At 71.6% G+C, this 17719-nt stretch carries 18 protein-coding genes and 1 riboswitch; of the genes, 11 read left to right on the top strand and 7 right to left on the bottom strand.

Features of this window, described 5'->3' with window-relative positions; genetic code table 11:
- Window positions 1-6: 6 nt before the first annotated feature.
- The 3 genes from OG373_RS11450 (at window position 7) to OG373_RS11440 (ending at window position 3446) form a co-directional block, all read left to right on the top strand.
- Window positions 7-1374 (top strand): M16 family metallopeptidase, encoded by a 1368-nt coding sequence (locus OG373_RS11450; RefSeq protein ID WP_405444026.1) that lies wholly within the window; start codon window positions 7-9, stop codon window positions 1372-1374.
- A gap of 217 nt (window positions 1375-1591) precedes the next feature.
- Window positions 1592-1750: riboswitch (cyclic di-AMP (ydaO/yuaA leader) on the top strand.
- Window positions 1751-1762: 12 nt separating this feature from the next.
- Window positions 1763-2566 carry a M23 family metallopeptidase gene (locus OG373_RS11445; protein WP_052871836.1) on the top strand — a complete coding sequence of 268 codons (804 nt, stop codon included), beginning with the start codon at window positions 1763-1765 and terminating at the stop codon, window positions 2564-2566.
- Between the two features lie 202 nt (window positions 2567-2768).
- Window positions 2769-3446: a GntR family transcriptional regulator gene (locus OG373_RS11440; RefSeq protein ID WP_405437942.1), complete on the top strand. Its 678-nt coding sequence runs from the start codon at window positions 2769-2771 to the stop codon at window positions 3444-3446.
- Window positions 3447-3766: 320 nt separating this feature from the next.
- On the opposite strand, the gene OG373_RS11435 is transcribed toward OG373_RS11440, so the two are convergent.
- On the bottom strand, window positions 3767-4048 hold the full coding sequence (locus tag OG373_RS11435) for an HPr family phosphocarrier protein (RefSeq protein WP_397732243.1): 282 nt from the start codon (window positions 4046-4048) through the stop codon (window positions 3767-3769).
- Between the two features lie 184 nt (window positions 4049-4232).
- Between OG373_RS11435 and OG373_RS11430 the strand changes: the two genes are divergently transcribed.
- The 6 genes from OG373_RS11430 to OG373_RS11405 all read left to right on the top strand — a co-directional run bounded on the left by OG373_RS11430 (window position 4233) and on the right by OG373_RS11405 (window position 11111).
- Complete coding sequence (locus tag OG373_RS11430) at window positions 4233-7016, top strand: GNAT family N-acetyltransferase (RefSeq protein WP_405437940.1); 2784 nt, start codon at window positions 4233-4235, stop codon at window positions 7014-7016.
- 50 nt (window positions 7017-7066) lie between these two features.
- Window positions 7067-7663 (top strand): DUF5998 family protein, encoded by a 597-nt coding sequence (locus tag OG373_RS11425; protein ID WP_073909804.1) that lies wholly within the window; start codon window positions 7067-7069, stop codon window positions 7661-7663.
- Window positions 7663-8865, top strand: coding sequence for an alkaline phosphatase family protein (locus tag OG373_RS11420; RefSeq protein ID WP_405437938.1), 1203 nt, complete (start codon window positions 7663-7665; stop codon window positions 8863-8865). Before OG373_RS11425 ends, OG373_RS11420 begins: the two co-directional genes overlap by 1 nt.
- A gap of 74 nt (window positions 8866-8939) precedes the next feature.
- On the top strand, window positions 8940-9590 hold the full coding sequence (locus OG373_RS11415; RefSeq protein WP_397732238.1) for a thymidine kinase: 651 nt from the start codon (window positions 8940-8942) through the stop codon (window positions 9588-9590).
- A 169-nt stretch (window positions 9591-9759) separates the two neighbouring features.
- Window positions 9760-10590: a hypothetical protein gene (locus OG373_RS11410; RefSeq protein ID WP_405437937.1), complete on the top strand. Its 831-nt coding sequence runs from the start codon at window positions 9760-9762 to the stop codon at window positions 10588-10590.
- The gene (locus tag OG373_RS11405; protein ID WP_405437935.1) at window positions 10587-11111 is read left to right on the top strand and encodes a SixA phosphatase family protein; all 525 of its coding nucleotides are present in this window, start codon (window positions 10587-10589) and stop codon (window positions 11109-11111) included. Before OG373_RS11410 ends, OG373_RS11405 begins: the two co-directional genes overlap by 4 nt.
- A 48-nt stretch (window positions 11112-11159) precedes the next feature.
- Here the strand turns inward: OG373_RS11405 and OG373_RS11400 are convergent, their stop codons facing one another.
- The 3 genes from OG373_RS11400 to OG373_RS11390 all read right to left on the bottom strand — a co-directional run bounded on the left by OG373_RS11400 (window position 11160) and on the right by OG373_RS11390 (window position 12515).
- Window positions 11160-11432, bottom strand: coding sequence for a hypothetical protein (locus tag OG373_RS11400; RefSeq protein WP_397732235.1), 273 nt, complete (start codon window positions 11430-11432; stop codon window positions 11160-11162).
- Window positions 11433-11482: 50 nt separating this feature from the next.
- Complete coding sequence (locus tag OG373_RS11395) at window positions 11483-11749, bottom strand: hypothetical protein (protein WP_397732234.1); 267 nt, start codon at window positions 11747-11749, stop codon at window positions 11483-11485.
- Window positions 11750-11939: 190 nt separating this feature from the next.
- A complete protein-coding gene (locus OG373_RS11390; protein ID WP_405437933.1) occupies window positions 11940-12515 on the bottom strand; it encodes a DUF5994 family protein in 576 nt (191 codons plus the stop codon).
- A gap of 293 nt (window positions 12516-12808) precedes the next feature.
- Here OG373_RS11390 and OG373_RS11385 point away from each other — a divergent pair, with 293 nt between their 5' ends.
- Window positions 12809-13318 (top strand): DUF5994 family protein, encoded by a 510-nt coding sequence (locus OG373_RS11385; RefSeq protein ID WP_405437932.1) that lies wholly within the window; start codon window positions 12809-12811, stop codon window positions 13316-13318.
- A gap of 144 nt (window positions 13319-13462) precedes the next feature.
- On the opposite strand, the gene OG373_RS11380 is transcribed toward OG373_RS11385, so the two are convergent.
- A complete protein-coding gene (locus tag OG373_RS11380) occupies window positions 13463-14059 on the bottom strand; it encodes a TetR/AcrR family transcriptional regulator (protein WP_405437931.1) in 597 nt (198 codons plus the stop codon).
- A 169-nt stretch (window positions 14060-14228) separates the two neighbouring features.
- On the opposite strand from OG373_RS11380, the gene OG373_RS11375 reads away from it, so the two are divergent.
- Window positions 14229-15188 carry an alpha/beta hydrolase family protein gene (locus OG373_RS11375; protein WP_405437929.1) on the top strand — a complete coding sequence of 320 codons (960 nt, stop codon included), beginning with the start codon at window positions 14229-14231 and terminating at the stop codon, window positions 15186-15188.
- A 147-nt stretch (window positions 15189-15335) separates the two neighbouring features.
- Here OG373_RS11375 and OG373_RS11370 read toward each other — a convergent pair whose 3' ends face one another.
- Together OG373_RS11370 and uppS are read right to left on the bottom strand one after the other, a co-directional pair.
- Window positions 15336-16745, bottom strand: coding sequence for an oxygenase MpaB family protein (locus OG373_RS11370; protein WP_405437927.1), 1410 nt, complete (start codon window positions 16743-16745; stop codon window positions 15336-15338).
- Window positions 16746-16795: 50 nt separating this feature from the next.
- The gene (gene uppS / locus OG373_RS11365) at window positions 16796-17485 is read right to left on the bottom strand and encodes a polyprenyl diphosphate synthase (RefSeq protein ID WP_405444025.1); all 690 of its coding nucleotides are present in this window, start codon (window positions 17483-17485) and stop codon (window positions 16796-16798) included.
- Window positions 17486-17719: the final 234 nt, after the last annotated feature.

Raw genomic sequence — 17719 nt, 5'->3', positions numbered from 1 at the left:
GTCACGATGACCTTCCACCCGCAGCCGCAGGCCGGCGAGCCGCAGCCGTGGGCCTTCCCGGCCCCCGACCGAGGGCAGCTGTCCAACGGGCTGACCCTGCTGCGCTGCCACCGGCCGGGCCAGCAGGTCGTCGCGGTCGAGGTCAACCTCGCCGCCCCGCTCGACGCCGAGCCCGCGGGCCTGGACGGCGTGGCGACCATCATGGCGCGCGCGTTCTCCGAGGGCACCGACAAGCACTCCGCCGAGGAGTTCGCGGCCGAGCTGGAGCGCTGCGGCGCCACCCTCGACGCGCACGCCGACCACCCGGGCCTGCGGGTCTCGCTGGAGGTCCCGGCCTCCCGGCTGCCCAAGGCGCTCGGCCTGCTGGCCGAGGCGCTGCGCGCCCCGGCGTTCGCCGACGCCGAGGTCGACCGGCTGGTGCGCAACCGGCTCGACGAGATCCCGCACGAGCTGGCCAACCCGCAGCGCCGCGCCGCCAAGCAGCTCTCCAAGGAGCTCTTCCCGGCCACCCTGCGGATGTCCCGGCCGCGCCAGGGCACCGAGGAGACGGTCGCCCGGATCGACTCCGCCGCCGTACGCGCCTTCTACGAGGCCCACGTACGCCCCGCCACGGCCACCGCGGTGGTCGTCGGGGACCTGACCGGCATCGACCTGGACGCCGTGCTGGCGGACACCCTGGGCACCTGGACGGGCAACACCGCCGCGGCCCTCCCGGTGCCGCCGGTGACCGCCGACGACACCGGCCGCGTGGTCATCGTGGACCGGCCCGGAGCGGTCCAGACGCAGCTGCTGATCGGCCGGATCGGGGCGGACCGCCACGACCGGGTGTGGGCGGCCCAGGTGCTCGGCACGTACTGCCTGGGCGGCACCCTCACCTCGCGCCTGGACAAGGTGCTGCGCGAGGAGAAGGGGTACACCTACGGGGTGCGCGCCTTCGGCCAGGTGCTGCGCTCCACCGCGGACGGCAAGGGCGCCTCGATGCTCGCCATCAGCGGCTCGGTGGACACCCCGAACACCGGCCCCGCGCTGGAGGACCTCTGGAAGGTGCTGCGCACCCTCGCCGAGGGCGGTCTGACCGATGCCGAACGTGATGTCGCGGTCCAGAACTTGGTGGGCGTGGCCCCGCTGAAGTTCGAGACGGCGGCGTCGGTCGCGGGCACCCTCGCCGACCAGGTCGAGCAGGAACTGCCGGACGACTACCAGGCGCAGTTGTATGCCCAGCTGGCCGAAACCGGCACGGTGGAGGCGACTTCGGCGGTGGTGAAGGCCTTCCCGGCGGACCGGCTGGTCACCGTCCTGGTGGGCGACGCGGCGCTGATCGAGGAGCCCGTGCGGGCCCTCGGAATCGGTGAGGTCACGGTCGTCTCCAACTGACGCTCGGGCGACGGCCCCTTGAGGGCCGGCTGAAGGATTCAGCAAGGGGTTCTGGTGACTTGTTCACCAGAACCCCTTTTGTCCGTTTAGTGGTGAGGTTGCTTGTATGCGGTGTGGCGTACGCAACAAAAAGCCGTGTCTGTTTGGCGATTGACTGATGATCCGCCTAGCGTCGGCCGTGCTGTCCGTCAGTTGTGCCCGCCGCACCCGCGGCACCGGGCAGCGATCGCCGAGTCCCCGTCAGGCGCGAGCCTGGGGAGCCGGGGACCCACATAGTCCCTGGGGTGAATCGGACCCCCTCGCAAGAGGAGGCCCGTAGGAGACCTTCCTGCTCCGAACCCGTCAGCTAACCCGGTAGGCGAGAAGGAAGGAAAGGATCAAACCCTTCATGGCGTTTGGCAGTCGTCCCGCTGGTTCCGGTAAGCACCGTGGTTCCAGCCGTCTGAGCAAGAAGACCGCCGGTTACGCCGGTATCGCCGCGATCGCCACCACGGGTGTCGTCGGCTCCCTCGCCGCCCCGGCCTTCGCCGCGGACAACCACAGCAGCAACATCGGCATGGACAACGGCCTGGGTGCCGTCGTCGTCGCCGACGAGCTCGCGGGCGACATCTCCGAGCAGGCCGACGCCCAGCACCGCGCCGCCGAGCACGCCGCCGCCAAGGCTCAGGCCGAGGCGGACGCGAAGCAGAAGGCCGCGGAGGCCAAGCGCCTCGCCGAGGCCAAGGCGAAGGCCGAGCGCGAGGCCGCCGAGCGCGCCGCCCGCGAGGAGGAGCGCAAGCGCCTCAACACCTTCGTCGCCCCGGTGGACGGCTCGTACGTCAGCACGCAGTACCACGCGGGCGGCGGCATGTGGTCCTCCGGCAGTCACACGGGCATCGACTTCCACGCCGCCTCCGGCACCTCGGTCCACGCCGTCGGCGTCGGCACCGTCGTCGAGGCCGGCTGGGGTGGCGCGTACGGCAACAACGTCGTCATCAAGCACAACGACGGTACGTACACCCAGTACGGGCACATGACCTCGCTGAACGTCTCGGTCGGCCAGCAGGTCACCCCCGGCCAGCAGATCGGCCTGTCGGGCTCCACCGGCAACTCCAGCGGCCCGCACCTGCACTTCGAGGCCCGCACGGGCTCGCAGTACGGCTCGGACATCGACCCGATCGCGTACCTGCGCTCGCACGGCGTCGAACTCTGAGGCTGCGCCGCACCGCATCGGCTCCACCCTCCGCTTCACCGAGGACCCCGGCTCCCCGAGCCGGGGTCTTTGTGTTGCGCCCTTGTGCAAATGTTTCGCATTTTCGGCTGCTCTCGGAAATTATCGTGTGTTGCAATAGAGTCGCAGCACGCGCATGTGCGTGCAATGAGACTGGCAGTCGGAAATAGGCGGAGGTTCGGTCTTGCGTATTCCTGCGCACGCGGTATGCACAGCAATCCGCGACGACATCGTCTCCGGGGCGTTCGAGCCGGGCGCCCGGCTGACCGAGGAGGTACTGGCCCGCCGGTACGGGGTCTCGCGCGTCCCGGTCCGCGAGGCCCTGCGGACCCTGGAGTCCGAGGGCTTCGTGACCACGAGACGCCATGCGGGGGCCTGCGTGGCCGAGCCGACCGAGCAGGAGGCCGCGGACCTGCTGGAGCTGCGGATGCTGCTGGAGCCCCTGGCGGCCGCCAGGGCGGCCCGGCGGCGCACCGACGCGCACCTCAAGGTGCTGCGGGGGCTGGTCAGGCTGGGGCAGGAGCGGGCCAGACGGGGACAGGGGGAGGATCTGCGGTCCCTGGGCGGCTGGTTCCACGAGACGCTCGCACAGTCCTCCGGCAGCCCCGGGCTGATCGCGCTGCTCACGCAGATGCGGCACAAGATCGCCTGGATGTACGTGGTGGAGGCGCCGGCCCGGCCGGTGGACTCCTGGGCGGAGCACGGCGCGATCGTGGACGCGGTGGCGCGCGGGGACGCCGACCGGGCGCGGGCGCTGACCGCGGTCCACGCCGACCGGGCGGCGGGGGCGCACCGGCTGCGGCTCCGCGCGGCGGTGAGGACTTCGCAACCTGCCGTAAACATGTCGGGCGGCCGGCATTAACAGGAGCCGTATACAAAGGATGGAATCGCGCGAATTCGCTGTGCGGTGGCCGGTCGGATTGTGCGCCGGGCCCATTTGTCGTGCCGAATTCCCGCGGAGCTGAATTCGGCGTGCGCCGGGATTTCGGCCGGCTTCTTTCCGGTCGAGCGGGATTTCTCCGGGTCCGCTTCGGGGCGGGGCCTCGATCCGGGAGTGGCCGGACAGGGGCTGTTGCCGGGGCAGGGGCCCGGCCGGTCGACAGGGCCCCGGGCCGGATACGACGAAGCCGCGGTCCCGGGAGCGGGGGCCGCGGCTTCGTGCGTGAGGTCGAACCCGAAGGGTCAGACGGTCTCGGGGAGCTCCTCGAGACCCTCGGCGACCAGCTTCGCGAGGCGGTCGAGTGCGGCCTCCGCACCCTCGGCCTCGGAGGCGAGGACGATCTCCTCGCCGCCCTGGGCACCCAGGCCCAGAACCGCCAGCATGGAGCCGGCGTTGACGGGGTCGCCGCCGGACTTCGCGATGGTCACCGGGACGCCGGAAGCGGTCGTCGCACGGACGAAGATCGAGGCGGGACGAGCGTGCAGGCCCTCGGCCCAACCGACGTTGACGCGGCGCTCTGCCATGGTGATGCCCTTCAGGTTCTTACGGTTGTCTAGACCAGTCTCTCACGACGTCCGGAATGCTCGGACCGGCCCTCGGCCTGAATTTTTCGCCGCTCGACCTTCCCCAGCTTGCACTGGTTTGTCCGGTCCTGCCTAATGCGCCGCGCGAGCGCTGCACCGCCCTGTCCGGCCGTAAGGTAGGCCCATGACCATCGAGTCGGACCCCTCGTACCCGGCCCACTGGGAAGCCGATGTCGTCCTGCGCGACGGCGGTACCGCCCGGATCAGGCCCATCACCACCGAGGACGCGGGCCGGCTCGTCAGCTTCTACGAACAGGTCTCGGACGAGTCGAAGTACTACCGCTTCTTCGCTCCCTACCCCCGGCTCTCCGACCGCGACGTGCACCGCTTCACGCACCACGACTACGTGGACCGGGTCGGGCTCGCCGCGACCATCGGCGGGGAGTTCATCGGCACCGTCCGCTACGACCGCATCGGCCCCGACGGCCGGCCCGCCTCCGGGCCCGCCGACGAGGCGGAGGTCGCCTTCCTCGTCCAGGACGCCCACCAGGGCCGCGGGGTCGCCTCCACCCTCCTCGAACACATCGGCGCGGTGGCCCGCGAGCGCGGCATCCGGCGGTTCGCCGCCGAGGTGCTGCCCGCCAACAACAAGATGATCAAGGTGTTCACGGACGCCGGGTACCAGCAGAAGCGCAGCTTCGAGGACGGCTCCGTCCACCTCACGCTCGACCTCGAACCCACCGCCGAGTCCCTCGCCGTGCAGCGCGCCCGCGAACAGCGCGCCGAGGCCCACTCGGTGCAGCGGCTGCTCGCCCCCGGCTCGGTGGCCGTCGTCGGAGTCAGCCGGTCCGGCGCCGGCGTCGGCGCGGCCGCGGTGCGCAACCTCCGCGACAGCGGCTTCCGCGGCCATCTCTACGCCGTCAACGAAGCCGTCACCCGCGACCTGCTCGACGGCGTACGCGCCTACCCCACGATCGGGGCCGTCGGCGCCCCGGTGGACCTCGCGGTGATCGCGGTCCCGGCCGACCGGGTCCCCGAAGCGGTGGCCGCCTGCGGCGAGCACGGGGTGCAGGGGCTCGTCGTCCTGTCCGCCGGCTACGGGGAGAGCGGCCCGGCCGGGCTCGCCCGCCAGCGCGAACTGGTGCGGCAGGTGCGCTCGTACGGGATGCGGCTGATCGGCCCGAACGCCTACGGGGTGATCAACACCGCGCCGGACGTGGAACTCAACGCCTCCCTCACCCCGGCGCCGATGCCCACGCGCGGCCGGATCGGCCTGTTCACCCAGTCCGGGGCGATCGGGATCGCTCTGCTCTCCGGCCTGCTCCGGCGCGGCGAGGGACTGTCCTCCTTCGTCTCCGCGGGCAACCGGGCCGACGTCTCCGGCAACGACATCCTCCAGTACTGGTACGACGACGGGGCGACCGACGTCGCCCTGCTCTACCTCGAAACCCTCGGCAACCCGCGGAAGTTCACCCGCCTCGCCCGCCGGACGGCGGCCGTCAAGCCGGTGGTCGTCGCCAAGGGCGGCCGCCACAGCCCGGCCGGGCACGTCGTCCCCGGTACCAGGCTCCCGGAGGCCACCGTCTCCGCGCTGCTGCGGCAGGCCGGCGTGATCCGCGTCGACACGGTCACCGAGTTGGTGGACGTCGGCCTCCTGCTGGCCGCGCAGCCGCTGCCCGCCGGGCCCCGGATCGCCATCCTCGGCAACTCCGAGTCCCTCGGGATCCTCACCTACGACGCCTGCCTCACCCAGGGCCTGCAGCCGCTGCCTCCGCTGGACCTGACGACGGCCGCCTCGCCGGCGGACTTCCGCGCCGCCCTGACCGACGCGCTCCGCTCCGAGGACTGCGACGCGGTCGTGGTCACCGCCATCCCCTGGGTGAGCGAGGAGGCTCCCGCGGACGACCTGGCCGGTGCGCTCCGCGACGCCGTGGCCGGGCACCCCGGCAAGCCGGTGGCGGTCGTGCACGTCGAGCTGGAGGAGCTCGTCGAGGCCCTGTCCGCGGTGCGGGGCCTGCCGCACCCCGCCCCCACCCCGGCCGGGGGCCCCGCCCCGGATCCGCGGTCCCCGGCGGGCCTGTCCACCGCGGCGGGGGCCAGCATCCCCAGCTACCCCGCCGCCGAGCGGGCGGTCAAGGCCGTCGCCGAAGCCGTCCGGTACGGCCAGTGGCGCCGGGCCACCGCCGACGACGACGGGCGGGTCCCCGAGTACGAGGACATCGACGAGGCCGGAGCCGCGGCCCAGCTGGCCGGACTGCTCGCGGACGTCGACGCCGGGGCCGTACACACCCTGACCGACTGGGACGCCCGTGAGCTGCTCGCGCGGTACGGGATCCGGGTCCTGCCCACCCTGCCGGCGCCGAGCGCCGACGCGGCGGTCCGGGCCGCCGGGGTGCTGGGCTACCCGGTGGCGCTCAAGACCACCGCCCCGCACCTGCGCCACCGCGCGGACCTGGGCGGCGTACGGCTCGACCTCACGAACGAGGCCGAACTGAGGCGCTCGTACGAGGAGCTCACCGACGCGCTGGGCAAGCCGGCCGAGCTCCAGCCCGTGGTGCAGCCCATGGTGCCGCGCGGGGTCGACACCGTCGTCCGGTCCGTCATCGACCCCGCCGCGGGCGCCGTCCTCTCCTTCGGGCTCGCCGGCGTCGCCTCCGAGCTGCTCGGCGACACCGCGCACCGGCTGGTCCCGGCCACCGACCGGGACGCCGCCGGACTGATCCGGTCCATCCGGACCGCACCCCTCCTCTTCGGCTGGCGCGGCAGCGACCCCGTGGACACGCCCGCCCTGGAGGACCTGCTCCTGCGGCTGTCGCGCCTGGTGGACGACCACCCCGAGGTGATCGGCGTCTCCCTGGAGCCCGTCGTGGTCGCCACCGAGGGGCTGTCCGTGCTCAGCGCCACCGTCCGCGTCGCCCACCCGCCCGCCCGCGGCGATCTCGGCCCGCGGACCCTCCCCAGTTACTGACCGGGTACGGCGCGGCCTGAGGGCCCCGTACGGGCCTTAGGATGGACCTCATGGCGAAATCCGGTACGACGACCCAGGGGCTGCGCACGGCGATCGAGCGCAGCGGCTACTACCCGGCCCTCGTGGCCGAGGCCGTGGAGGCCGCGGTGGGCGGCGAGCCGATTTCGTCGTACCTGGTCCACCAGGAGACGACCTTCGACTCCAACGAGGTGCGCCGCCACGTCACCGTGCTGGTCCTGACCGGCAACCGCTTCATCGTCAGCCACACCGACGAGCAGGCCGCCGACGCCGGGTCCCCCTCCCCGTACGCGACGACCTCCACCGAGTCGGTCAAGCTGTCCAGCATCTCCTCCGTGGTGCTCAGCCGTGTCGTCGCCAACCCGGAGTCCTACACTCCCGGCACCCTGCCCCGTGAGGTCGTCCTGACCATCGGCTGGGGCGCGGTCTCGCGGATCGACCTGGAGCCGGCCGCCTGCGGCGACCCGAACTGCGACTCCGACCACGGCTACACCGGCAACTCCACCGCCGACGACCTCAGCCTGCGGGTCAGCGAGGCCGGCGACGGCCCGGAGGCGGTGCGCCAGACCCTGGTCTTCGCACAGGCGCTCTCCGAGGCCACCGCGGCCACGTCCACCCCCGCCCGCTGATGGCGTACTCCGCGGCACAGGAGTGGCCCGAGCCGGAGCTGCTGGACCTGGCCGGCGCCCCCGTCCCGGAGTACGGCACCGGGTCGCTGGCCGACCTGCTGCCCACGCTCGTGGCGGGCCAGGGCGTCCCCGGCTTCACCGCCGCGATCACCGAGCTGACCCCGGCCGACCGGAACTGCGTGTTCCTGGTCGACGGCATGGGCTGGGAGCAGATCAAGGCCCACCCGGACGAGGCCCCGTACCTCACCTCCCTGCTCGGCACCTCGCGCGGCGGCACCGGCCGCCCGATCACCGCGGGCTTCCCGGCGACCACCGCCACCTCGCTGGCCTCCGTGGGCACCGGTCTGCCGCCGGCCCGCCACGGCCTGCCCGGCTACGCCGTCCGCAACCCGGCCACCGGCGCACTGATGAACCAGCTGCGCTGGCACCCGTGGACCCAGCCGAAGCCCTGGCAGCCGTACCCGACCGTCTTCCAGCAGGCGGACAAGGCGGGGGTGGCGACCGCCCAGGTCTCCTCGCCCGCGTTCCAGACCACCCCGCTCACCAAGATCGCGCTGAGCGGCGGCACCTTCCTCGGCCGGATGACCGGCGAGGAGCGGATGGACCTGGCGGCCGAACGCCTCGCGGCCGGTGACCGCTCGCTCGTCTACACGTACTACAGCGAGCTCGACGGCGCCGGCCACCGCCACGGAGTGGACTCCGACGCCTGGCGCGGCCAGCTGATGTACGTGGACCGGCTCGTCCAGCGGCTCGCCGAGCAGCTGCCGCCGCGCACCTCCCTGTACGTGACCGCGGACCACGGCATGGTCGACGTCCCCTTCGACGAGGACTCCCGGATCGACTTCGACGAGGACTGGGAGCTGAGCGCGGGCGTGGCCCTGCTGGGCGGCGAGGGCCGGGCCCGGCACGTGTACGCAGTGCCGGGTGCGCAGGCGGACGTACTGACCGTGTGGCGCGAGGTGCTCGGCGACCGGTTCTGGGTCGCGAGCCGCGAAGAGGCCCTGGAACTGGGCTGGTTCGGCGTGCCGGGGGAGTGCGACGAGCGGGTGCTCGGCCGCATCGGCGACGTGGTGGCGGCCGCCCAGGCCGATGCCGCGATCACCGCCTCGCGCAACGAGCCGAACGAGTCCGCCCTCGCCGGAATGCACGGCTCCATGACGGCGGCGGAGCAGCTCGTCCCGCTGCTCGAGATCCGCACCTGACCCGCTCCGGCGCACTGCCCCCGACCCCGCACCGCCCACCACCTGCCCACGACCCGAAAGGTCCCGTACTTCCCATGCCCGAGCTGGTGTTCTTCTCCGGAACGATGGACTGCGGAAAGAGCACCCTGGCGCTCCAGATCGCGCACAACCGTGACGCGCGGGGACTCCAGGGCGTGATCTTCACCCGTGACGACCGAGCGGGCGAGGGCAAGCTGTCCTCGCGACTCGGCCTGGTGACGGAGGCGGTCGAGGCGCCGGAGGGCATGGACCTGTACGCCTACCTGGTCGCGCAGTTGTCCAAGGGCGGCAGGGCGGACTACGTGATCGTGGACGAGGCGCAGTTCCTCGCCCCGGAGCAGATCGACCAGCTGGCCCGGATCGTGGACGACCTCGGGTTGGACGTCTTCGCCTTCGGTATCACCACGGACTTCCGTACGAAGCTCTTCCCCGGCTCGCAGCGCCTGATCGAGCTGGCGGACCGGCTCGAACAGCTCCAGGTCGAGGCCCTGTGCTGGTGCGGCGCCCGGGCCACGCACAACGCCCGTACGGTGGGCGGGGCGATGGTCGTCGAGGGCGCCCAGGTCGTCGTCGGAGACGTGAACCGGCCTGCGGAGGAGATCGGCTACGAGGTCCTCTGCCGCCGCCACCACCGCAGGCGCATGACCTCGGCCGCGGCCCAGGCGGGCGCCCTCTCCCCGGACGTCCTCCCGGTCAACCACGCCTGACCACACACCTCGGTCCTGGTTGTGCCCCCTGGGCGCCTGCCTGCCGACCGGCTTCCCGGGCCGAACCGGCGCGGGTCCCGCGATCGTGCGACGGGCGGTATTCCACAACGTCGGCGTCGTGGTCAGGTCCTCCCCGGTGCCGGAGGCTTCCACGACTAGCCTGCACATCATGCTGCGTATCGCCGACACCCGCACCGGCCGCTCCGTGGAGATTCCTTCCGCGCACCGCCACCTGCTGCGCATCTGCGTCCACCTGCCGGTCAACGACGCCGAGATCGGGGCGGTGCACCTACGGACGCCCCTGGTCGGCGACGTGCTGGCGCGCACCGCGGAGCTGCATGGCCTGGAGTCCCAGACGGTCCTCATCACACCGGAACTGCCGGATGAGCAAGCCCAGGCGCTCGATCGCGCCATGTCCGATCTCGGCATGCACCCGCCCGCCACCGTCGGTGGACATGAGCAGAACGCGACGCTTGTCACCGCTGCCGATGTGCACCTGCTCGCTCACGGCACCCCCGGACAGGACGGCGTCGGCGGGGTCTGGATCGATGTGGGCCAGGTCGGCCCAGCACCCCGGGCCGGAGGCGTCCCAGGCCGTGACGACCTCCTCGCCCCGGACCTCCTGGACGCATTCGTCCCAGCGGGGACCGATCCGCTGGCTGTGCGGCTGCTGTTGCTCGGCCACGCCCACAGCGCGCCGGTCACGGTCACCAGCGCCGCGCTCGACGAGGCCCGGCGGACGCTGGGGCGTTGGCGGCAGCAGGTGGCCGACTGGGCGCAGGAGCCGTCCAGGCCGATCCCTGCCGACGTGCTGCAACAGGCTCATGCAGCGCTTGCCGATGATCTCGGCGTCCCCGCTGTCCTGGACATGCTGGTCGGGCTGGCGACGCGTGCCGACGTGCCGGCCGGCGCCAAGTTCGAGACGTTCGCCTTCCTCGACCGCGTCCTCGGGCTGGACCTCGCGCGCAAGGTCGGCCACCAGCACCAGGCGACGCCATGACGTCGGGTGACTCCCGGAGCCTGGTCGTCCTGCGGCACGCCAAGTCCGCCTGGCCAGAAGTGCCCGACTCCGAGCGGCCGCTCGCCCCGCGCGGCCGCCGCGACGCACCGGAAGCCGGCCGTTGGCTGCGCGAGGCCGACTGCGTTCCCGACCTCGTCGTGTGCTCGTCCGCCCGCCGCACCCGCCAGACCTGGGACCTCGTCGCGGCCGAGCTCGGCGCCATCACACGCGTGATCCACGACGCACGCATCTACCGTGCGACTGCCTGGGAGTTGCTCGGTGTCGTACGGGAGATCCCCGCGCGGGTGCGGACGCTGATGCTGATCGGGCACAACCCCGGCGTGCAGGAGCTGGTTGTGCTGCTTGCCGGTGAGGCGGACGGCTACGCGCTGGAGCAGACCCGTACGAAGTTCCCGACATCCGCGATCGCGGTCCTGCGCGTGCCCGGGCCTTGGTCGTCCCTCGAACCGGGTGCCGCCCGACTGACCGACACGGTCGTGCCGCGCGGCACGAAACCCTGACGGACGGCACCAATTGACTCGTCCCCGACCGGTGCTGAAGGAGCGGGCTCAGCCGCCTTCCTCTTCCTCGGCCTCCATGCGCCGGATTCCCTCGTGGGTGAGGGTGGCCATCGCGGGGGTGTTGCCGGGTTCCCAGTCGACGGTGATCAGTCCTTCGCCCGCCAGGTAGGTGCACGCGGCGGCCAGGTCCTGTTCTGGCACGTGGAGGTCGCGTCGCAGCTGTGCTCCGGTGATGCCGAGGAGGCGGTTGCCCTCGACGGCTTCGTACAGGACCCGGAGCACCTGTTCGCGGTAGGTCTTGCGTTCGCGCAGTGTGGCCATGACCGCGTCCTTTCGTGTGTCGGGTGGGCTCCGGGGCCGGTCGGGGCTTCTCAGGTCTCGTCGGAGTGGGCGCCGCTGCCGGCGGGGGTCCTACTGGCGGCCAGCCACGAGCGGGCGGGGCCGGCGGGTGTCGCCGTGTCCACGGTGAGGTGGAGGCGGGTGTTGCCGTCGAGGGCGGGGTAGCTTCGCTGTTCCGAGCCCGCGAAACAGCGGCGAAGCGCCTCAGCGACCGCTCGGGCGGCTTCGGGAGTGTGCGCGATGATCCGTACCTCTGCGTGCCCGAGCGATGGCAGTGTCTGGGTCTCGATGTACTTCACGTAGGCGTGTTCCCTCTCGGAATGGGTGAGGGGCCGGCGTGTCGGGGCGCCGAGGCGCCCCGACCACTGCCCCCGGTCGGAGGAAGGTCATTTCCTCACCGGTCGGCACTCGTGTGGTGGGCTCGACGACCGGTGTCGTCCGGCAGGCCCGGGAGGCCTCGGCAGGGGGTCACTGAACCGGTGGGCCAGCTCACCTCCGGCCGTTTCCGGGCAGCGGCAGGGCGGTTCGGCTCATCGAGTTCCCGAAGGGGGACATGCAGGCCCCGCCTTCGTCCTCCCAGCCGGCTTCCTGGCGCTGGGCGTCGCGGGTGCCGCGCCCGATGGCGGCTTCGTTGGCCATCAGGACGCCTGCAGTGAGGACGCTGCCCGGGATCGCGGCGGCGGCCATCAGCCGGGCTGCGGCCGCGGGCTCGGTCTCGGGCGGGATCACCAGGAGGTCCCAGCGGCCGACGGTATAGGAGAGCAGGATCAGCTTGTCGGGGTCCTGTTCGGTGAACCAGCCCACGTGCATCGTCCGCCCGGCCACGGCAACCGTGTGCGGTACGACGGGCCATCGGGCGGGGTTCACGGTGACACGTGTGACGCGTCCCCAGGTCTCGTCCAGAGCGGCGGCGAGAGCGGGGAGCTCGGTTTCGAGGTCACGTGAGTATGGCCACCAGGCGCCGTCCAGCCGGCCGGCGAGCGTGGTCTTCGGGGTGAGGGACAAGCGTGCCGGGAGCTTGGCGGCGAGGTCGCGGGGCCCGGTCCGGTCGAGGTTCGTGGTCATGATGCGGACCTGCCCCCGGACTGCCCGTCGGCAGTCCGGATTTTAGGCGATCGCCGGAAATGACATCCGCGTGGAAGCGGGTGCGCGAAGTACTTCCGGTGCTTTCACTGTACGCCCGTTCGATGGGCTATGGCCGGTGTGACCAGGTATTTTCCGGCCGAGGCGCTGTGGAGAGCGGTGGTGCGGTCGGCGGGAGTACCGTGAAACGACGGCGGGCTCGCGTACGTCGCAGGTCGGCAGCGGTGCCGACTTGCGTCGAGGCACGGCCGCACCCCGTAGACGGGCGGACCCACATGGCTGACTCCGACATCCCCCGCACGCCCCCACTGCTCCTGCCGGATGCGATCCACCAGGCGCTCAAACCTGGCACGGCGCTGTTGCGGCTGGAGACCACGCAGTCCCGGGAGGGGCTCCTGGACGGTGCGTGGTGGCCGCGCACACGCGACATCGAGACCGAGCTGCCCGCGCTGATCACCGCGTTGACCGAGCACCTCGGGCCCATCACCCGGGTCGGCGTCGACGCATCCGCCTGGAACGTCCTCCCCACCCGCCTGGTCATCGACGACCAGATCGTGCACTTGGACTCCGACCCGGTCGGCGACGACACCGTCCTCATCACCCGCGGCCACAACGACCACTTCGCCCTGCTGGTGGTCCCCCCGGACACCACCGCCGACGCCGCCCGCGAAGCGATGGCCCGCGCCGTCCGCGCCGACAACATCACCCAGGCTGCTCAGATCCTCATCGCCACCACACCCGATGCAACGGACGCGAGCCCTGGACCGGCAGCGACATCCAGCTGAAGGCGCACTGAGACACACTGAATACCGCGCTCCAGGGCGTGATCTTCACCCGTGACGACCGCGCGGGCGAGGGCGAGCCGGCTGCCGAAAAGTGGACGTTCGGATCGCGTGGCAGTGTGCGGGTCGCGATGTTGCTCGTCGGGATCAGGTCGCCTGGGGTCGCTGGAGTCCTTGGAGGAGGAGGGCGATCAGGCGTCGGGGGTCGTAGCGGGGGTCGTTGTCGCGTCCGATGCAGAGGTTGCCGATGCCGCGCATCAGCTCGTAGGGCTGCGTGCCGGGCCTGATGTCGCCGGCTTCGACCGCGGCGTCGAGCAGTTGGGCGCAGACGGGCAGCAGGCGGTCGAGGAAGTAGGCGTGCAGCGCGGCGAAGCGGTCGCTGTCGGACTGAAGAGCGTCGGCGAGGCCGTGCTTGGTGACCAGGAAGTCGACGAAGAGGTCGATCCATTGGTGCAGTGCGTCGAGCGGGGAATCGGCGTCGGCCAGCAGGTTCGGGCCGGCTTCGGCGCATGCCTCGATCTGGTGCTGGTACACGGCGGTGACGAGGTCTGCCCGGGTCGGGAAGTGGCGGTAGATCGTGGCCATCCCGACGCCCGCCCGGGCCGCGATCCGGCGGATCGGCGCGTCGACGCCGGAGGTGACGAACACCTCGGCCGCGGCAGTGAGCACCGTCTCCCGGTTGCGCTGAGCGTCGGCCCGCTTGCTTCGGGACGGCGAATCCCCTGCAGGACCTTCGGCGGCCATCACGGTCTCCTTCGACATCGATTGACAAAACGGAGCGGCGCTCCGGATACTAAATGGAGCAGCGTTCCGTTTCAGCTTAGCCGAAACGGGACACCCCTGTCCGCCTTGTCCGCCCGTCGACGGCAGGAGGCCGGCGGGCGGCAGGCTCCACCGAAAGGGAACCCGCACCGTGAACACATCCACCACCGCCGACGCCTTGGGCGCGCCCGTCCCGGTCCTGTCCCTCAGCCCCGTAGTCCTGTCCGTGCCTGGACGTCCCGTGGATCTCCAGGTGCGCGTCTCCGCACCCTCCACCGGCACCAACCTCCCCGTCATCCTCCTCTCCCACGGCCACGGCCCCTCGAACCACCTCTCCTCGCTCAACGGCTACGCGCCGCTCGCCAACTTCTGGGCGGCACACGGATTCGTCGTCGTCCAGCCCACCCACCTCACCTCCAGGACACTGACCGACCTGGTCGCAGACGCCCCCGGAGCACCCGACTTCTGGCGCTCCCGCGCCGAGGACATGACCCACGTCCTCGACCGGCTCGAGGTGATCGAGAACGCCGTGCCGCAGCTCGCCGGGCGGATCGACCCCACCAAGGTCGCCCTGGCCGGACACTCGCTCGGCGGCTTCACCGCCGCCCTCCTGCTGGGCGCCGGACTCACCGACCCCGACACGGGGAACCTGGTACACCTCCTCGAGCCGCGCATCAAGGCAGGTGTACTGCTCGCCCCGCCCGGCAGGGGCGGCGATGTCTTCAACGGACCCATGGCCGAGCACTGGCCGGTCATCGGGGCCGTCGACTTCTCCACCATGACCGCACCCGCGCTGGTCGTCACCGGCGACAAGGACGACCCCCGGCACTTCACAGACATGGGCCCGGACTGGCACGCCGACCCCTACACCCTCGCCCCCGGCCCCAAAACCCACCTCACCCTGTTCGGCGCGGAGCACGGACTCGGCGGGATCGCCGGATACGACGCCGCCGAGACCACCGACGAAAACCCCGAGCGGGTCGCCGCCCTCGCCCGGCTCACCGCGGCATATCTCCGCACCCGGCTCCACCCCGGCGACAACGCCTGGCAGACCACCTACGAGGCGCTGACGACCGGACCCGACCCGGCAGGACGAGTCGAATCCAAGTAGGCCTCTGGGCAGCGAGCCGCAATCGGCTGCCTCGGCACTGCCCGGACGCCTGCACTGTTCGAATCGCAGCCGTCTTCCCCGGACGTCCTCCCGTCAACCACGCCTGAGGAGTACCCGTCGCCGGTGGTGGCGCCGCCCGTGCGTTCTTCAGGCTTCCGCCAGCAGGGGGTCGTAGGCGCTGGAACGCTGACGGCCCGACATGAAGGACACGAAGTCCTTGACGAAGGCGCCGCGGGAGTACGTGGCACCGGTGTCCGTCATGGAGCGCCCGAATCCGGTGCGGAACAGAGCTCGGTATTCCTGTTCGTCGATGGACTGGTCGCCGTCGGCGTCAGCGGCGTCGAAGAGCACCTCGGCGACCTTGATCAGTGCGGGCCCGGCGAGGGAGGGCACGGCCGCTGCGTACTCGTTCTTGCTGATGCGGCCGTCCCCATCGGCGTCGAGTGCCGCCTGCAACTCCCGCCACCAGTCGGCGAAGGCGTTGTAGAGCCGGGTCTCCTCGGGCTCGTCCAGGTCGAGGCGGCCGGACAGCTCCCGGGCCATTGCGGCGAGGTCGGGCCAGTCCAGGTAGCCGTCGCCGGTCTGGTCAAGCACGTCGTGAAAGAACTCCTCGGCGCTGCGCAGGGGCCCGGCCGACGGGACGGGGCCCGGTTCCGGGGGAAGCGGAGTGATCAGCCTGAGCAGGGCGCCGGCCCGCTTGATGCCGTCACGGACCGCGTTGATCGTTTTCGCACGGGGGTCGTCGCTGTCGGGAGTGAGGGAGAGCAGGTCGACCAGCTCATCCGTCTGGACCCAGCCGGCGGGCAGGAAGCGTGCCAGGCCCATGGCCAGGTACGCACTCTGCGTCAGCGTCTGGGCGCCGGGGATGTCGGGCAGCCCGGCCCGGCGGCGGAAGGGCTCCGGGAGGGAGGCCACGGTGATGGCGCCGATGACGGGGCCGGCGAGAGTCCGGCCGGCTGCCCAGAGGGTGGGCAGATCACCCAGTACCGCGGGCGCGGGAAGGTGGTCGAAGAGCTTGTAGAGGATGATGCGCAGCGCCTCGGTGTTCTCCAGCTCCTCCGCGACCATCCGGTCGAAGTAGGGCCAGAACTCCCGCAGGGTCGGCGGCAGGTGACCGGCCCGGTCTCCCATCAGGGAGAGGAAGGCCTGGTGCTCGGCGTACAGACGCTCCATGGTGGCCTGTTCCAGGGGCTGGCCGCTGAGCCGGCACATGGTGACGATGCTTTCGAACAGGGTCGCCACCACCCAGGCCCGGACCCCGGGATCCATCGCGTCGTAGGGCCGCTCGTGTGCGTCGGCGCCGTTGATCCGGCCATGGAGCCGGTTCAAGCGCGCCGCTTCCCGCTCCCGCACCCGGTCATCGGCGCCGAACATGCGCTGCAGGCTCAGGAAGGTGTTCCGCAGGCGCCGCCACGGGTGCGTCACGAAGGTGGAGTTGTCGATCAGTGCCGCGCCGATCTGCGGGTGAGCGGCCTCCAGTACCGTCGCCCGGATGAGGGCGAGTGCCCAGCGAGGGTCGTTCGAGAAGCGGTGGAACTCGGAATCCGGCCCGAACACAGAGGCCTCATCGCGGTGCGCATCGCCCGGCGCACCGGGGTTTAAGGAGGTCACGGTCGACGGTCTCCGTTCGCGTTCGGTGCGACGCCGCCGAACCGGCGGTCGCGCTGCTTGTAGGTGTGTACGCATTCGGCGAAGTGCGTCGCGCGGAAGTCGGGCCACAGGACCGGCGGGAACATCCACTCCGCGTAGGCGACCTGCCAGAGCATGAAGTTGGAGATGCGCTGCTCGCCGGACGTGCGGATGACGAGGTCCACATCGGGTGTGTCCGGGAAGGGAAGATGAGCGGCGAAGACCTGCTCGTCCAGGGCCTCGGCCGGTACCCCGGCGCGGATGAGTGACCGGGCCGCCTCGACGATGTCGCTGCGCCCGCCGTGATCGAACGCCACCGTCAGGGTCATGCCGCGGTTGGCGCCGGTCAGCGTCATCAGATCAGCGAAGTCCTGGGCCAGCGGGGCCGGAATCCTGGCATCCGAAACGCCCAGGAACCTGCAGCGGATACCGCGTGCGTGCAGGAGCGGAGCGTGTTTGCGCACCACACGGCGCACCAGGTGCATCAGGAAATCCACCTCACCGCTCGGTCGGCTCCAGTTCTCGGTGGAGAAGGCGTACAGGCTCAGCCACTCCACCCCGGCCGCCCGGGCCGCTTCGATGACGTCGATCACCGTCGCCTCGGCCGCGGTGTGACCGGACGTGCGCGGCAGCGACCTCTGCGCCGCCCACCGGCCGTTGCCGTCCATCACGCAGGCGACATGCCGTGGCACGCGTCCGTCGCGTCCGTCGCGGCCCTCGCCCGCCGGGCGGCGGGGGCCGAACGGGATCGGTGACGAGGGCGAACCGCCGTGCGCCTGCTCAACCTTCACGGCCATCCCTCTCGTTGTCACAGCGCGATCCCCGGCCCGGCGGTCGACATGCTGCAGAATGCCGGGCTCGCACTGCGGGCGTACGCGACTTTTCAGGTGTTCACGCCTACG

The organism is Streptomyces avidinii (genome assembly GCF_045161815.1).
GTDB classification, from domain to species: domain Bacteria; phylum Actinomycetota; class Actinomycetes; order Streptomycetales; family Streptomycetaceae; genus Streptomyces; species Streptomyces avidinii.
The sequence above is the reverse complement of the archived record's forward strand: the minus strand, read 5'-3'. Positions and strand labels throughout refer to the sequence as shown.

What these genes read in the sequence shown, in the direction of transcription:
- OG373_RS11400 (WP_397732235.1), bottom strand. Translation starts at nt 11,432, where the DNA reads ATGGCCACACTGCGCGAACGCAAGACCTACCGCGAACAGGTGCTCCGG.
- OG373_RS11385 (WP_405437932.1), top strand. Translation starts at nt 12,809, where the DNA reads ATGGCTGACTCCGACATCCCCCGCACGCCCCCACTGCTCCTGCCGGAT.
- OG373_RS11410 (WP_405437937.1), top strand. Translation starts at nt 9,760, where the DNA reads ATGCTGCGTATCGCCGACACCCGCACCGGCCGCTCCGTGGAGATTCCT.
- uppS (WP_405444025.1), bottom strand. Translation starts at nt 17,485, where the DNA reads ATGGACGGCAACGGCCGGTGGGCGGCGCAGAGGTCGCTGCCGCGCACG.
- OG373_RS11450 (WP_405444026.1), top strand. Translation starts at nt 7, where the DNA reads ATGACCTTCCACCCGCAGCCGCAGGCCGGCGAGCCGCAGCCGTGGGCC.
- OG373_RS11430 (WP_405437940.1), top strand. Translation starts at nt 4,233, where the DNA reads ATGACCATCGAGTCGGACCCCTCGTACCCGGCCCACTGGGAAGCCGAT.
- OG373_RS11405 (WP_405437935.1), top strand. Translation starts at nt 10,587, where the DNA reads ATGACGTCGGGTGACTCCCGGAGCCTGGTCGTCCTGCGGCACGCCAAG.
- OG373_RS11425 (WP_073909804.1), top strand. Translation starts at nt 7,067, where the DNA reads ATGGCGAAATCCGGTACGACGACCCAGGGGCTGCGCACGGCGATCGAG.
- OG373_RS11435 (WP_397732243.1), bottom strand. Translation starts at nt 4,048, where the DNA reads ATGGCAGAGCGCCGCGTCAACGTCGGTTGGGCCGAGGGCCTGCACGCT.
- OG373_RS11415 (WP_397732238.1), top strand. Translation starts at nt 8,940, where the DNA reads ATGCCCGAGCTGGTGTTCTTCTCCGGAACGATGGACTGCGGAAAGAGC.
- OG373_RS11420 (WP_405437938.1), top strand. Translation starts at nt 7,663, where the DNA reads ATGGCGTACTCCGCGGCACAGGAGTGGCCCGAGCCGGAGCTGCTGGAC.
- OG373_RS11380 (WP_405437931.1), bottom strand. Translation starts at nt 14,059, where the DNA reads ATGGCCGCCGAAGGTCCTGCAGGGGATTCGCCGTCCCGAAGCAAGCGG.
- OG373_RS11390 (WP_405437933.1), bottom strand. Translation starts at nt 12,515, where the DNA reads ATGACCACGAACCTCGACCGGACCGGGCCCCGCGACCTCGCCGCCAAG.
- OG373_RS11445 (WP_052871836.1), top strand. Translation starts at nt 1,763, where the DNA reads ATGGCGTTTGGCAGTCGTCCCGCTGGTTCCGGTAAGCACCGTGGTTCC.